Origin of the sequence: Paucibacter sp. B2R-40 (assembly GCF_025717555.1) — a bacterium.
Taxonomy (GTDB): Bacteria; Pseudomonadota; Gammaproteobacteria; order Burkholderiales; family Burkholderiaceae_C; genus Paucibacter_A.
This window is the reverse complement of sequence record NZ_JAJIRP010000009.1, coordinates 64,921-79,161: the sequence shown is the minus strand read 5'-3', so window position 1 is coordinate 79,161 and position 14,241 is coordinate 64,921. Positions and strand designations below refer to the sequence as shown.

At 60.9% G+C, this 14,241-nt stretch carries 9 protein-coding genes; 3 read left to right on the top strand and 6 right to left on the bottom strand.

All coding sequences use genetic code 11. The features are described 5' to 3' along the window. The first annotated feature begins 730 nt into the window (after nucleotides 1–730). On the top strand, nucleotides 731–1,243 hold the full coding sequence (locus LNV09_RS17975; protein ID WP_263558448.1) for a TlpA disulfide reductase family protein: 513 nt from the start codon (nucleotides 731–733) through the stop codon (nucleotides 1,241–1,243). 160 nt (nucleotides 1,244–1,403) lie between these two features. Here the strand turns inward: LNV09_RS17975 and LNV09_RS17970 are convergent, their stop codons facing one another. Next, on the bottom strand, nucleotides 1,404–2,054 hold the full coding sequence (locus LNV09_RS17970; RefSeq protein WP_263558447.1) for a PEP-CTERM sorting domain-containing protein: 651 nt from the start codon (nucleotides 2,052–2,054) through the stop codon (nucleotides 1,404–1,406). Between the two features lie 1,130 nt (nucleotides 2,055–3,184). Between LNV09_RS17970 and LNV09_RS17965 the strand changes: the two genes are divergently transcribed. Continuing rightward, nucleotides 3,185–4,339: an SGNH/GDSL hydrolase family protein gene (locus LNV09_RS17965; RefSeq protein WP_263558446.1), complete on the top strand. Its 1,155-nt coding sequence runs from the start codon at nucleotides 3,185–3,187 to the stop codon at nucleotides 4,337–4,339. 506 nt (nucleotides 4,340–4,845) lie between these two features. On the opposite strand, the gene LNV09_RS17960 is transcribed toward LNV09_RS17965, so the two are convergent. Both LNV09_RS17960 and LNV09_RS17955 read right to left on the bottom strand, forming a co-directional pair. Beyond that, the gene (locus tag LNV09_RS17960; RefSeq protein ID WP_263558445.1) at nucleotides 4,846–5,463 is read right to left on the bottom strand and encodes a PEP-CTERM sorting domain-containing protein; all 618 of its coding nucleotides are present in this window, start codon (nucleotides 5,461–5,463) and stop codon (nucleotides 4,846–4,848) included. Between the two features lie 31 nt (nucleotides 5,464–5,494). Beyond that, entirely contained in the window at nucleotides 5,495–8,113 is a 2,619-nt protein-coding gene (locus LNV09_RS17955) for a cellulase family glycosylhydrolase (RefSeq protein WP_263558444.1), read from the bottom strand. 374 nt (nucleotides 8,114–8,487) lie between these two features. Between LNV09_RS17955 and LNV09_RS17950 the strand changes: the two genes are divergently transcribed. Further along, nucleotides 8,488–9,117 (top strand): PEP-CTERM sorting domain-containing protein, encoded by a 630-nt coding sequence (locus LNV09_RS17950; RefSeq protein WP_263558443.1) that lies wholly within the window; start codon nucleotides 8,488–8,490, stop codon nucleotides 9,115–9,117. Nucleotides 9,118–9,165: 48 nt separating this feature from the next. Here LNV09_RS17950 and LNV09_RS17945 read toward each other — a convergent pair whose 3' ends face one another. Genes LNV09_RS17945 through LNV09_RS17935 form a run of 3 tightly spaced genes read right to left on the bottom strand, consistent with a single transcriptional unit; the run spans nucleotide 9,166 to nucleotide 14,223 of the window. Beyond that, on the bottom strand, nucleotides 9,166–10,800 hold the full coding sequence (locus LNV09_RS17945; protein ID WP_263558442.1) for a beta-N-acetylhexosaminidase: 1,635 nt from the start codon (nucleotides 10,798–10,800) through the stop codon (nucleotides 9,166–9,168). Next, nucleotides 10,790–12,772 (bottom strand): sialate O-acetylesterase, encoded by a 1,983-nt coding sequence (locus LNV09_RS17940; RefSeq protein ID WP_263558441.1) that lies wholly within the window; start codon nucleotides 12,770–12,772, stop codon nucleotides 10,790–10,792. Before LNV09_RS17940 ends, LNV09_RS17945 begins: the two co-directional genes overlap by 11 nt. After that, nucleotides 12,769–14,223: a glycoside hydrolase family 30 protein gene (locus tag LNV09_RS17935; RefSeq protein WP_263558440.1), complete on the bottom strand. Its 1,455-nt coding sequence runs from the start codon at nucleotides 14,221–14,223 to the stop codon at nucleotides 12,769–12,771. Before LNV09_RS17935 ends, LNV09_RS17940 begins: the two co-directional genes overlap by 4 nt. Between the last annotated feature and the right edge of the window lie 18 nt (nucleotides 14,224–14,241).

Sequence of the window (14,241 nt, the reverse complement as noted above, 5' to 3'; positions counted from 1 at the left end):
GAGTTTCGCCAAAGGCCGCGTCATCGTGCGAGGCAAGCCATCGTTCGAGTGGACCTCCGCCAGCAGGCCGCGCTTCGCTGCCTGTATATTTTCAGCTCCGCGCGGCCAGCTGGCTACGCCTCCTCAGCTTCGACGTTAGGAATCACACGCACCAAGGCGTTCTATTCGGAGCACTTTAAGACCAACCAATTTTTGAAAGAACATCGCGAAAATGCCTTCAGTAAGTGAACTAGAGCATCCAACAGGGTCCGTCCCGGGCATATGCTCGGGCGCAATCGGTTTGTTGGCCCTGCTAATTGCATTCATTGGTTACACCGGCTTCAACAGCAAAGGCGCCGGAACGCCTTGGAACTCCGGCGATGTCATACATTTGGTCCTCGGCCTCATCTCCGCAATCACTCTCGCATTTGTTCCCTGGTTGGCCACCAAGCCTCAAGCGAAAGAGGCATTGGGGAAATCAGTTGAACAGGCCCGTCGATTCTTTCTTCTAGGGTCTGTTTCCGCTGTTGCATCCATGGCAATATTCATATTGAGAGATTTCATTGCAAATCATGTTTAGCTACGGATCAAATAGCGCCTGATGGAACGATACCGCCTAACCATTCGCTCAACCGGATCCATAGCGGCATGCGGCAAAATGGCCGCCATTTCATCCTGGGCTCTTAGTCTCAGGCCGCAACGATCCGCTCAGCTTAAACGGTAGCCTCTCAACCACCGATAGGAGTACTCCATGTTTGTCCGCAGCGCCGCACTGGTTCTATGCATTCTTGCCTCGGCAGCAGCTCCTGTCGCGGCACAGGTTGTCGGTGAGAAGGCGAAGCTCAGCAGCATCGAGTTGTTTGACGGCACACGGTTCGATCCCAAGACCATCGAAGGAAAGCCGACCTTGGTCTATTTCTGGGCAAGCTGGTGTCCACGTTGCCGCAACGAGATGCGGTCGCTGGAGCGGCACTATCAGTTGTACAAGGAGAAAGGCTTCACTATCGTCGCTGTGAACTTCCGGGACAAAATTGAAAATGCCAAGGCCATGATCGAATCGGTCAAGCCCATCTCCTTTCCGGTCGGTTCAATCAATGACGATTGGCGGAGTGACTACCCCTCGCTGCAGGGCACCCCTACTTGGATGCTCATTGACAAAACCGGGGTCATTCGCAAGGTCATCGTCGGCCGCGAAGTCATCACTGGCGGGTGGCTGGACGGTCTTGAACCCGACCTCAAGAAGGTACTCGCCGACGGGGGCTAAACCTTCCATCGAGTGAGTGGCCGCAAGCAAGTTTCGCTTGCTTTTGGCTACCGGCCGTTTACCTTGCACGTCCAAGAGTGCGCCCGTTGTGAGCGCGCATGGAAAAAGGGGCCAGGGGCCCCTTTGCTTCGCGCGGCGCGCAGAGCGCCACCAACTTGGCTCAAGCGTTGGTGCTGCGGCGACGACGTGCCACGAAGCCGATAGCGCCCAGGCCGGCCAACATCAAGGCATAGGTTTCTGGCTCGGGAACTGCTGCGGTCAGCGTGAGGTTGTCGACCACGAAATCATTGCCGTTGTAGTCGGTGGTTAGGTTCAACAGCTTGACGGTGCCGGTAACCGGGCCATTCAACGTGAAGCTGCCGCTGAGTGTCTTCCAGGTGCCCGTGCTGCTGTCCAATTGCACCGACGACCCGACGTTGAACGTGTAGGCTCCCACCGTCACAACCGCTTGCAGCAACGACGGGTTGGCGAAATAGGTACTGGCTGCAGAGCCACTGAAGTCGTAAGTGCCGGCGCCCAGCGTCAGGGTCTGCGCCCAGACCACATTGCTGACGCTGTTGCTGCCGTTGACGATCAGCATGTTGTTACCGCCCAGGTCGGCAAAGCTGGCCCATGAACCGTGCACATTGTGCGCGTCGGTGCCAATGTTGACGGTGCTTTCGTCATAGGCGTCGTGCTGCTTCATGTAGTCGGAAGCAAAGCTGTTGTAGTCCACCGCTGCGAAGTCACCGTTCACGATCAAGTTGGTGGCGGCCTGCGCTCCGCCGGACAGCAAGGCAGTGGCAAGAGCGATGATTTGGAATGACTTCATGAGGGAGACCTTTCGGGTTGGGTTTGACGTTGTGCCGCCAGGCCTCTAGAAGGGCTCTTGCCGGGTGTGTCGCCATTGTGTTGCGTCACATGGCGGATGCACTCCCCGCGATTGAAGGGTGCAAAGGGCCGTTTTGCAGCGGATCGTGCGATACCTCACAGCTCAGGGCATAAGCCGCGAATGGTCGATCGTGACTTATTGCCCAAAGTTTGGCAGATGGCTTGATCGCGCCTGCGCGGTGGAGAAACGGCAAGGTCACGGTGGCGCGAGAGAGCACTATTCGGAGCAGCCAGTGCGGTGCGCTTTGTCGAACTGGCAGACACAGTCTGGAGTTGGGGCGCTAAGTACGACTGGGAAGATGGCAGCCCCGACACCTCGATCATCAAGGCACGAACTGCCAATCTCATCGCTGATATCAACTAGCACTTGAATGTGGGGCCATGAAAACAAGGCTGCGTGCTCAGTTACTTTTAGCTCGGGCTTTGCGCGGCATCACCGTCCTCGGGCCAATTGAGGGGCTCTGCTCGGCAGTGCCTTTTCCGAACGTACAGCGCGTCGGGCATCAGGGAGTTTGCAGATGGCCGCCCGCGCGCCGCAGTCGATGAACTTCGCCTTTGGGCACGAAGCAGCTTTCGTCTATGAAAGCGCCTGCGGCTCCACTGCGCGGCCGCCGGCCGTCGGTACAACGGCCGGCGTTTCGAGGTGACGCATGTTCCAATGCCCGAAAATTCACCAATGAGCGCAACGAAAAACGATCGTTCAAATTTGAGAGAAACACCGGTTCAAAGCCAGATGACTCGGTCGGCACCACGTGGTTGATCAACGCCTGTTTCAAGTTTTGAGTTCAGCGCAAACCGGCAATTGCGAGGTGCAATCATGGCGCTGTGAGGGGGCGGCGAGGCAGTTCCGTGCTTATATCCGCCTCGTCACACGCAGCCTGAAAGAGGAATGAGGGTCAAGTCTTGCCACCTCGATCAGGCCAAGCCTTGAGTCGTATTCACTCCTTGACGCCCCGCCCGAGAAAAAGTTTGCACGCAGGCCCAGCCTTGGCAAGGCGGGGCGCCAGAATCAGGGGCTTGTCTCTATTCACCTCTCCCTCATCCCACCTCGCAATACATGGGCTCGTTTGCATGAAGCTTCACTCTTTGATCACTGGTTTGGTCTGTGTCTTCGTTCCGACCTACGCCATCAGCAGCACCGGCAGCTCGGCGCTTGCCCCAGAGAAGTTGGACCCGAATTTTTCGATCAGCCAGCCTGGCAGTGACTTGAGTTGGTACTCGGCCCTACAACTCAGGCGCAGCAGCGCCGGTTGGCCCGTCAAAGAACTGGCCAAGCCCTGGGATCGCCTGCCGGCGCGGGCAGAGAGAATCGTGCGGCCCGAAGTCTGGAGCTTGAGCCGCCACAGCGCCGGTATCGAAATCAACTTCTCCACCGATGCCAGCGAAATCGGCGCGCGCTGGACCCTGCTCAACCCCGGCTTGGCGATGGATCACATGCCCGCCACGGGGATGAGCGGGCTGGACCTATATGTGCGCCACGAGGGGCGCTGGCAGTGGTTGGGCGTGGGCCGCCCGACCGAGAGCCCGATCAATCTCGTCAAACTGGCCAGCGTGCCTGCCGGTGGCGGCATGCGTGACTATCGCTTGTATCTGCCGCTGTATAACGGCATTGAAGACCTGCAGATTGGCGTGCCCGCGGGCGCCAAGCTAGCGCCCATGGCGCCACTCAGTACTCAAACGGTGGTGGTGTACGGCACGTCGATCACGCAGGGTGGTTGCGCTTCTCGCCCTGGCATGGCCTACACCGCTATTCTGGGGCGCAAATTCGATCTGCCCGTCATCAACCTGGGCTTCTCGGGCAATGGCAATGCCGAGATGGTTGCGGCGGACTTGATCTCAGAATTGAACCCGAGCGTGTTCATCCTGGACCCCTTGCCGAACATGACGCCGCAGCAAATTGCCGAGCGCATCGAGCCTTTTGTGGCCCGTCTGCGTGCCCGGCACCCACGCACGCCCATCATCTTGCTCGGCAATATCAGCTATCAGCACGCGGGCCTGGGGCCAATGAACCAAACGGGCCATGCCCTAAAGAACGCCGTCTTGGCTCCCATCGTCGCGGCTTTGATGGCCAAGGATGAACGCATTTTCTTCGTGCCTGGAGAGTCCTTGCTGGGTCAAGACGGTGAGGCCACGGTCGATGGCACCCACCCCACCGACTTGGGTTTTTTGCGCATGGCCGAAGCCATCAGCCCAAGTTTGAAGAAGGCACTGGCCCTTGCGCCCTAACAGGCTCGAATGTGGGCAGCGAATGAGGCCTAAGAGCTGATCTGCTCGAGGCAATGAGGTTCAGGCCATCAGTTGTTAACTATGGCGGCTTATGGCCGGGAGCGTGAGCCCCCATCATCGCCAGTAAGCTGCCGTTGACCAAAACAACGGTCGGCGAATCGAACGTCAGCTATGCGGCGATTGTTCGAACTGCCGGCCTGGCGCAGGCCGGGACATTTCAAGGGGCACTGACTGCGCGGCAACTCAGTGCCCATGGCAGAAATAAGCCTCACCAAGTTGGATTGCAGCAGCGGGCTTAACAGGCTGCTGAAATACCTGCAATCTGCTAGGAATTTATAGACCTTCTCAGAAGAAAACGCAGTCGCGCTCCAGATACAAAACAGCAGCACAGCCGGTATCAATTTTCGAAGTTTCAAGTAAATGCCATGTAAAAACAAGCCGGGGCGCTGATCAAGCGCCCCGGGCCGAATGAATGCGCTGGAACCGAGGTTCAGCGCGGGCTGACTTCAGAGCCGTTGGCTGCACCCCGAATTTGAACCCTCGCGCCTGGATTTGAGTGAGGCCAAGCCAGCTACAGCCAGCAAACCGACCGCCATCAAGCCATAGCTGGCCGGCTCCGGCACGGCTGAAGTGAAGCCAACCGTGACCTGGCCGATGTCCCACTGTCCGTCAGCGATGCCCGCGGCTTGATCTTTCATCAACTCAGAAAATTCCAGCCGCAAGATGCCGTCCGCCTGTACCCGAAAGGCCAGCCCCAACTCGGCCAGATTTGCCGCGCCGGTGTAGCTCATGCTGCCGTTATGGTTCTCGCTGCCGGGCGTGAACCAGACACCGTCATTGCCGGCCGAGCTGCCGAACCTGAGCTCCATATCGCTCAGCCAACTGGCCCCAAAAGCCGTCAAGGTAACGCGCCAGTCCACCGACTGAATCAGCGCATTGGCGCCGACATTGAAGCTCATCACCGTGTTGCCCGGCGCTCCAGCCAGGTCGACGCTTTGGGCGCCGGCTACATCAATGAGCAGGCTGCTTGTGTTGGCCGAACTGCTGCCCATGCTGATCAGCGCAGCGGCCGCCAGGGCCACGGCCCTCAGACTGCGTGTGAAGTTTGCGTTAGTCATCATCATTTTGGTCTTCCTTGTGTGAGCGAATAAAGCTTCAAATGGCCGTCTTGACGACGAAGTAGTTGATATTCCAAGCACCGCCGACCGCCATGATTCGCAATTTGTGCTGACCTGCGGGTAGGTTGAAGCTGGCGCCGCCATAGGTCTTCCAGGTCTGCCAGCCGCCGGTATTGGGAACGGCTATCGCATCCACCTTGATCTCATCGACCAAGACCTCGAAGCCGCTGCTCCCACCGGCGCTGGCCAGGCGGTAGTCGATCGCGAACTTGCCCGCCGTGGCGACCGAAACTTTGAACTCGATAAAGCGCCCGGCTTCGAAATGCCCCACATCCTTGCCCCCGCCGCTGTCTGAGCAGTCTTCCAGCTGAATGCCGCCCATCGCCGCATAGTCCTCGGCCTCGATCTTGGCGGGCAAGGCAAAGCTGAAGTTCTCGGCATTGCTGGCCTCCTCGCTGCGATAGCTCTCGTCTTCGGCGTCGGTAGAGCTCACCGTGTAGTAATACCTGGCGCCGGCCTCGGCCGTGCTGTCGACGAAGGCATTGGTCTTGACGCCGCTGGCCAGTAAAGTGGCGCCGCTGGCGTCGCCCCGGACTCGGTTGCGATAGACCTTGTAGCCCGTCAAGTCAGCCTCGCTATTGGCGCCCCAAGTCAAGGCCACTGCGCCGCTGGTCTGGTTGGCTTTCAAGTCATTTGGACGAGCAGGCAACGTGAACAGCGTCGTCGCTGGCCCGACCAGGAATTTGGCCAGGCCCTTGTTGACCTCATAGGCCTGGCTGCCGTAGCTCTTGAAGAGGCGCTCAATCTCGGCCACCGAGGCGCTGGCGAAATCAACTTTGCCGGCCTGATCGACCACATCCACACCGGGCACCGGCGCTTGCGGAACCAGATACACCTCGGCCCAGGTTTCGGTGCTGCCGTTGCTCCTGAAGCTGCCGCTCAAGCTATAGCTCTGCCCGCCCTGCAGCGTGACAGCTTGGTAGACGCCGCCGTTGATCAGGCCGCTGACGCCGGCCGGCCGCGTGACGCGCAGCACCGCACCATCGCCGCCGACGGGGGTCTTGTCGCCGCCCAAGTAGTTGAAGTTGACGTTCTCACTGCCGCTGATGCTCAGCGTAGTCCAGCCGTTGGCATTGCCGAAGCCACCATTGACAAGCATTTCGGACTTGCTAGCGTCATTGATCAGGCTGATCTTGTCGTAAGTGAGGTCCGGGCTGCCGCCGCCGGTGGCGCCGGTCTTGAGCACCAGGTAATAGGTCTTGGGGCCTGTACCGCCAATCTTGATGGGGCTGGGCTTCTTGGCGCAGGCGTCGGCAAAGTTGCTGTTCCAGCCGGCGCAGTCCCAGGTGCTGGCCTTGACCAGCAGTCCCAGGCCGCTGTCCTGGCCGGTGTCGACCGCATTGGTCACCATGCCCCAGACTCCCTTGCCCTGCCCACCCGCCGGGCTGACCACCTTGTAGGCCCAGCTGGTCGACGCCCACCCATAGCCCGCATAAGTATCGTAAGTGGCGCGGCCGATCTTGCCGCCGAGCTCCAGGCCGGCCGATTGCCAGGGCTGAAACTCACCCATCAGCAGCGGCGTCTTCAGGCCGGCCAGCTTGTTGCGCACGTCACAAACACCGCCATTGCCCTGCGGGCCGCAGCGCAACCAGTCGCGGTGAATGTCGTAGGCGCTGTCGTTAGGGCGGTCGCCGAACAAGCCGGGGTAAGGGTGCATTTCAAACGCCACGTTGCTCATCCCCTTGGCGGCCGGATCGCCGTAGGCGTCGATATCGCCGTAATGGGAGGGCAGCATCACGATGTGCTTGCTGTCGATCTTGCGTATGGTCTGGTACAACTCGGTCACGCGAGTGGCCATGTCCGCTGCGGTCGATCCCCAGGGCTCGTTGAGTGGGTCGAAAGCCGCGACGACTGGCTCGTCCTTGTAGCGCGTGGCGATCTGCTCCCACAGCCATTTGGTGCGATTCTGATACTCGCTGCTCGTCCAGTATTTGTTCTGGCCAGAGCAGCCGGTGTGGTCGTTAGGGGTCTGGCCCCCGACCGCGCCGTGCAGATCAAGAATCACGTAAATGCCGCGCTTCTTGGCCTCGGCGATGGACCAGTCCAGATATTTCCAGGCGTCCGCCCGCAGCGTATAGGGCTTGTTCTCGTCCTCAATCACGCTCCACAGAATCGGCAGGCGCACGAGATTGAAGCCGAAGGCCTTGTGCTGATCCCAGTCGCGCTCCTTCATCCAGTTGTCGCGAAACAGCGCAATCAAGCGCTCCTTCTCGGCATAGCCAAAGCGTTGGCTCAACTTGCTCTCCAGCGTGCATTGGTCGATGACGCCATTGCCGCCCTGACCCATCATCCAGAATTCCTGGACCAGCCAATTGCCCAGATTTGTGCCCTTCAATTCAAGCGGAGCACCACTCGCCCTCACCCACTTGGCGCCCTCGGCACGCAAGAAGCTGAGGTCCACCGCAGGTGCCGGCGTGGGTGGGGTGATCTTGCCCCAGCCAGCCGCAAGCGCGCGCTTCGTGGTCTGCGCTGCATCAGCCTGCTGCTCCTCGCTGGAAGATCCGCCACAAGCGGCCAAGCCCAACAGAGCCAGTCCAGCGAACGAGCTCGGTAGTCCGCGACTCAGGGACGTCATGAAATGTCGGAATGAATACATCTTGGGGTCTCCGGTTTGTCTTCTCTTGCCTCTGCGAATGAAAGGCGGGGTCAAGTTCGCATCGGCAGAATATTAATTTGAGTAATGTTTTATTAAACTCGTATTAACCCTGTGGCGCGATCAAGACTCAAGACAGCGTATCTCAGCACCGCGCTTGATGGCCAGAACCCCCAATTCAACTGCCGAAAAGTGGCACCGCCACCCGCAAGTCGGCCCACACAAGGGTTAACGTTAAATTAATTTTTTGTTAACGTAACTAAGATTAATGACGGCAACGATTTTGGCCGCTCGGTGCGCCGCTCGAGCGCCAGCGCCGTATCCCCGTGCTTGAAAAAGCAAGCTACTTTTGCTCAACCCAACCAGAAGGAAATCCTATGAAAATGGTCCTCACGCTCATCGCGGCGGCTTGCTATGCGGTCGGTTCCGCGAATGCCGACGCTTCCTCACTGCTGCTGGACGGCGACTTCAACAGCAAGGCCAACTGGACCCAAGCCAGCGTCGCCGGAGGCTGGGCCAACTTCGAGAACGCGCCAGCCGTCAGCCTGAACGGCTCGCAATACTTGGTCACCGGTGCCGCCGGCAATGGCGGCGGCGGCAGCTTCTCGCAGACGGTGCTGGCGACGGCGGGCCAGAACTACACGCTGTCGGTCTTCAGCGGTGCCGATGCCTGGTGGCTACCCACCGGCAGCATGACCATGTACTTCTTGAACAACGCGACGCTATTGGGCAGCGCCTCAAGAAACACCGTCGACCCGGCCGAGTACGGCACTAACTACGACATTCCACACCCATGGGCGGCCTACGCGCTGAAAGGCACGGCGCCTGCGGGTACGACCGAAATTCGAGTTGAGTTCGCGGCCAATAACGCGACCGGCAGCATCTGGTTCGAGGATGCTTCACTGACGGTCAGCGCGGTGCCCGAACCCAGCTCGGCGGCCTTGCTGGCTTTGGGCGCGGCGCTGTTGCTTGGGGTTGGCCTTCGCCAACAAAAACCGCGCGACTAATGCCAGACCGGCCAGTCAAGCACTTGCCGGTCTCAGAAAGTGATGGGCTCAATGCACCCTGTACTGATTGGCGTCGTCACGGCTGCCGCGCACATTCAGGCCCTGGGCCTTCCAGCGCGCAATATGAGGCTCCAGCCGTTTGACAAAGGTCTCCGGCGCTGAATTCGCCTGCTCGCGCCAAGCCACCTCAGCCACCGCCGCCAGCCTGGGGTAGAGCATGTATTCGAGATAGCTTTCGCTGCGAACGTTTTCGGTCCACAGGGGCGCCTCAAGGCCCAAGACCCGCGCCTGCTGCTCGGCCTGCAGGCCGACCGGCATAGGCTCCCAGGCGACAATTTTCTCGACCGAGATTGGCCCGCCGGTGTTGCCTTCCCAGGGCGCGCCGGGCTCGCCCAGACCGGCCGGGTAGTCCAGATACAGGCGGTCAACCGGCGACAGCACGACAGCCTGGCCCTGCTTCAGCGCCGTGTGTACGGCCTCGGGATGGTCCATCCGCCACCATTGCACGACCATGTCGTCGGTCAGGCCGGCGGCGATCACTTCGTCCCAACCAATCGCGATGCGGCCATGCTTTTTGATCATTTGAACCATGCGCCTGGCAAACTCGGCTTCGACGCGCTTGATCTGCGGCGCTTCCCCCACCGAGTTCCCGCCCGCTGGGCTCAGGTCACGCGCCATCGCCAACACATCGGGCATTTCACCCCAACGCGTCTTGTCAATCCACACCTCGTCGCCACCAAAGTGGATGTAGCGGCCGGGGAACAGGCTCGCCAATTCACCCAGCACCGTGTCGATGAACCTGTAGGTGCCGGGATGGGCCGGATTGAAGCTCACCCGCCCGTCGAAGAACTCCGGGTAGGCGCGTGCAGCGGCGCCGCTGTGGCCCGGCATATCGATCTCGGGCACCACCTCGATATAGCGTTCTGCCGCATAGGCGACGATGGCGCGAATATCGGCCGCGCTGTAGAACTGCGCGCCACGTTTGGGGTTCGAATAGTCACCGCGCGCGCCTATCGTCGTCAGCAAGGGGTAGGCCTTGATCGCTACCCGCCAGCCACTGTCATCGCTGAGATGCAGATGCAGGCGGTTGAGTTTGTAGACGGCCATTTGATCGAGCATGCGCTTGACCCGTTCGACGCCGTGGAAGTGACGCGCTACGTCCAGCATGAGGCCACGCCAAACAAAGCGCGGCGCGTCGGTGATGTCCAGCGCCGGAATGCTGAATTGGCTTAGCTTGCCAGCCGCGCTTGCTTTGGGCAGCATTTGGAGCAGCGTTTGCACAGCATAAAACGCTCCGGCTGGCTCGGCAGCGCTGATGGTGATCTGCGCTTCACGCACTTGCAGGCGATAGGCGCCGACCACAGGTCCCACGGACGGATCAAGCTCAAAGCGAATCAGCCGGCCTGATTTCGGCGCGGTCTCAGTCAAGCTCAGCCCGAGCCGACTTGCCAAGGCCTGCGCCGGCCCGACGAGCGCGGCGGGCGCCGTCACAAGCGGCTTGGGATCAAGCGCAAACGGTGCTTGATCCGGCTGCATCGTGACGGCTGTCGGCTGGGGCAGAACAGCCGCAGCAGGAATTGCCGGAGCAAGCCCAGCCGCAGCGGCAGCGGCAGCCGATAGCAGCAGCGCCAAGCCAAACGCCCAGCTCGCTTTGAAAATTTTGCTTTTTTTCTTAAAACGCATAACTTGCCTTCTCCGTCAGTCGTGGCCAGTCGTCGGTGCGGAAAGGCGCAGCAGGCAGACCAGCGCGATTGAATAGATTGTTCTGGTCTGGGTTGTCGACCCAGCCGAAGCGAACCGCCACGGGCCGGGTGACTTGCGCGTTATGCACGATGACCTTGTCGCCGACAATGTACGCCTCAGCGGGATAGAACACCCTGGAGGCGTCGGCGATCGCGAAGCCCCGCAAGCGTCCGTCACGGGCGAGCAGCCCATGAGCAGCGTTGTCGAACTGCAACTCGGCCTTGCTGCCCCTCACCGTCATCTTGCGCAGCGTCGGTCCAATGGTCGGCACGGCACGGCCATAGTCCTGACTCAGCGCCAAGGCCGCCAGTCGCTCGCCGACCTCGCGCTTGGGACGCGGATGCAGATCGCCCCCGTCGCAAATGTCGGTGGTCACCACCATGCCGGTTTTGGCGACCGCGCTCAAGCTGCGCGCTTGCGCCTCGCGCAGCTCAGCCCAACGGCTGCCCCCCAAGTTATTGCTCTGCGAGGGTTTGTCGGCAGCCAACTGCACCAGGTAGAAGGGAAACTCGCCCTGCCCCCAGCGCTCGCGCAAGTCTTTGGTGAAGGCCGGCAACAGTTGCTCGTACTGCGCGGCGCGCTCGACATTGCTCTCGCCCTGGTACCAAAGCATGCCGCGCATACTGAAACCGACGACAGCATTCAACATGCCATTGAAGAGCAGCGAAGGCAGGTCATTGACGCCCGGCTCGGTCTTGTTCATGAAAGACTCCACCCTGGCTTTCCAAGGCCCGGCCAAGGCAATCGCCTCACCGCCAAGCTGCAAACGCAGGCTTTCGTCTTGGCCGTGGAGACCGCCGCCGCCGCCGTTGTCGGTGACCCGTACGGCAATCACATTAGGCCCCGCCCTCAACACCGCCGGCGCCAGCGCGTAGCGGCGCGGCGTATCCCAGCCACACAAGCCGCCGACCGCTTGTCCATTGACGTAGCTCTCATCACAGTCATCGATCCGGGCCAAATGCAGCACAGCATCTGACCGGCTCGCCTGCGCTTCGCTGAGCGAAATAGTCTTTCGATACCAAAGCCGGCCATCAAAATCCGGCAGGCCCTGCGCCTCCCAAACACCCGGCGCCTGCAGGCTCGCCCAACCGCTATCGTCGTAAGAAAGGGCTGACCATTCTTTGGTCAGCCCTTGCTCAGTCACTGCGTCCATGCCTTGCCAGCCACGTACCAAGGCCGTCATGCGAGCGCGATAGCTCGCCTCAAAGGTCTCAGCCGTGGGCGCTGCCGTATTTGCAAAATTCGCCAGCAGCGATCGAATATCGGCCTGCGTTTGCAGCGCCGCCGGGCTCATCCAGGTCTCGATCACCGTGCCGCCCCAAGACAGGTTGACCAGCCCGACCGGCACGCCCAGCTCCCGGCGCAAGCGGCGCGCAAAGTGATAGGCCACCGCACTGAATTCGCCAGCGTTTTCGGCGTTCGCCGGCTGCCAGGCTGCCGGTTCGATATCGGACGTGGGCCTCAAGGCGGTGCGATGCGCAATCTTGACATGGCGGATCAAGGGATCATTGGCGGCAGCAGCATCGGCCAGGCCGTTCAGCGCCTGGCTCAGGCTCATCTCCATATTGGACTGGCCCGAGCTGAGCCAGACCTCACCGATCAGCACATCACTCAAGAGCCGCTGCTCGCTGCCGACTTGGCCGCTGACCAGCAATTGGTGCGGCCCGCCCGCAGCCTCGGGCGCCAACTGCAAGGTCCAAGCGCCCTGCGCGTCGGCCTGCGTCTGCTGCTTTTGCCTGTGCATGGCCACGGTGATGCGCTCGCCCGGCGCCGCCCAGCCCCAGACCCGTATCGGCGCATTGCGCTGCAGCACCATATGGTCGCCAAAGATGCCGTGCAGGCGCAGTTCGGCATGGGCGTGAGGCGCGGCGCAAGCCAAGAGCAAGGCCAGCAGCGGCCACAGTCGCCTCATGGTCGGCCTGGCCAGGTGAAGGTAGCCACGCTCTCGCGCGGCAAGACGTAGACAAAATTCTTCTGCCCGCCCGCAGCGACCGAAAAGCGCTTGGCCTGTGCGCTGCCATTGCTGACGATCAGCGCCACCGAGCCGTCGTCGGCATTGCGAAAGGCTACCGTCTCGAGTCCCGCGACAGCCGCGGTCGAGGCAATCCGCTGTGCTCCTGCGCGCACGAACTTGCTGGCATGGGCCAAGGCGTAATACTCGATATTGCGGGTCACGGCGCCGGTCTTGGAATTGATGGTCACCACGCCGCGGCAGTCCTTGCAGCCGCCCAGATGAGGGCCGTAGTTTTCGTCAAGTGCTAAGTTCCACATCAGTACGCCCTTGGCCCAGCCGCGCGTGCCGCCGATGACCAAGTTGCTCATCATCCAGGGCAAGGTCTTGCGCCATTCCGGCGCCCATTCGCCACCCGAACATTCGGTGAACCAGACCTCTTTGTCCGGGTGAGCGTCATGCACCAGGGTTTGGGCCGCCACGTCGCCGGCATAGCAATGCCAGGCCACCCCGGCTACAAAGGGGCGTGCCACCGGGTCGGCCAGAACGGCCAGTGGCGACTCGGCCTGGTCCCAGTTGTGATCCCAGTCGAACAGCTTGGTCTTGCGTTTTTGCTCGTTCTCCCGCTTGGCCAGCAAGGGGCCCAGATGCTGGCCGATTACGGCCGCGCGTGCCGCCGGATCCACGCGCATGCCGGGGTAGTCGTCCGGCTCGAAATGGGGTTCGTTTTGCAGCGTGAGCGCAAAGATAGGCACGCCCTCGGCCGCGTAGGCGTCGACGTAACGCAGCAGGTAGTCGGAGAACACGCCATACATCTCAGGTTTCAAGCTGCCCTTGACAAGGCTGTCGCCGCTTTTCATCCAACCGGGCGCGCTCCACGGTGAGGCCATCACTTGCAGGCCAGGGTTGATGGCCAGGGCCGCCTTGATGACAGGCAGCACATCAAGTCGGTTGGGCTCTATCGAGAAACCCTTCAAAGCAATGTCCGTTTGGCCCGCCGGCAGATCGTTGAAGCTGTAATGCGCGCGTGAAAAATCCGACGCCCCTATGGTCAAGCGGGCGAAATCGAAACCAATGCCACCGGGCCCACGCCCGAACAGCTCGCTCAACAAGGCCTTGCGCTGAGCTTCGCTCATGCGCTGCTGTATCAACCAGGCCGAGGCATCGGTGATGGAGGCGCCAAAGCCGACCATGGTCTGAAAGCGCTGCGCCGGATCGACGTCAATATGGACGTCCAGCGCTTGCTGTTTGGCCTTGAAGGCCACATCGTCCTGGCGGGCCAGCAAACGGCTTTGATCGGCGCTGGTGACCCAGGCCGAGACTGTTTGGGGCTTTGCGGGCGCGGCGGCACCGACGCTGGCCAGGGCCATGAGAGCAGCCAGCAGGGTCAAACTACGATTCTTGGGGTTCATGAATTGGCTTCGCTTAAT